Source organism: Hoskinsella mucinilytica (assembly GCF_045223415.1).
Taxonomy (GTDB): Bacteria; Bacillota_I; Bacilli_A; order Erysipelotrichales; family Erysipelotrichaceae; genus Hoskinsella; species Hoskinsella mucinilytica.
This window is the reverse complement of sequence record NZ_JBEQZJ010000118.1, coordinates 1-529: the sequence shown is the minus strand read 5'-3', so window position 1 is coordinate 529 and position 529 is coordinate 1. Positions and strand designations below refer to the sequence as shown.

Sequence of the window (529 nt, the reverse complement as noted above, 5' to 3'; positions counted from 1 at the left end):
TGTATAAAAGTCTATGGGAATTTGCTTCGTTAACAGAAATGAAAAATATCGTAGTAGCATCTATCGGAGTAAGTCTTTTAAATATCGCAGTAAGCGTATTGACAGACAATCCGATGCCAAAGTCAAGTTACTTTATTTTCTTCCTGTTATTGACAGCGATGACAGGTGGCTCAAGGTTTTTATACAGATTTTTGAGAAGCTACAAAAGTAAGTCTTCAGCTAAAAGCAAAGAAGCAAGCCATGCGATGATCATAGGCGCTGGTGATGCAGGAGAGAAGCTTGCGAAAGAGATCTTACATTCCAGTCATGTATACAAGGAAGTCATGTGCTTCATTGATGATGATAGTACAAAATGGAATCGCAGTATCCATGACATACCGGTTGTTGGAGGAAGAGATGTGATCGTAGAAGCAGTAAAGAAATATGAGATAGAAGAGATCTTGATTGCGATGCCATCAGTATCAAGAAAAGAAATGGCAGAAGTGCTAAACATTTGTAAACAAACGAAATGTAAGCTGATGAAGCTACC

The 529-nt window shown here is 38.2% G+C and carries 1 protein-coding gene; it reads left to right on the top strand.

The annotated features are described in order from the left end of the window. Nucleotides 1-529: nucleoside-diphosphate sugar epimerase/dehydratase (locus tag UGRO018_RS17780; protein WP_416327848.1), on the top strand; the 529-nt coding region annotated here is incomplete at both ends.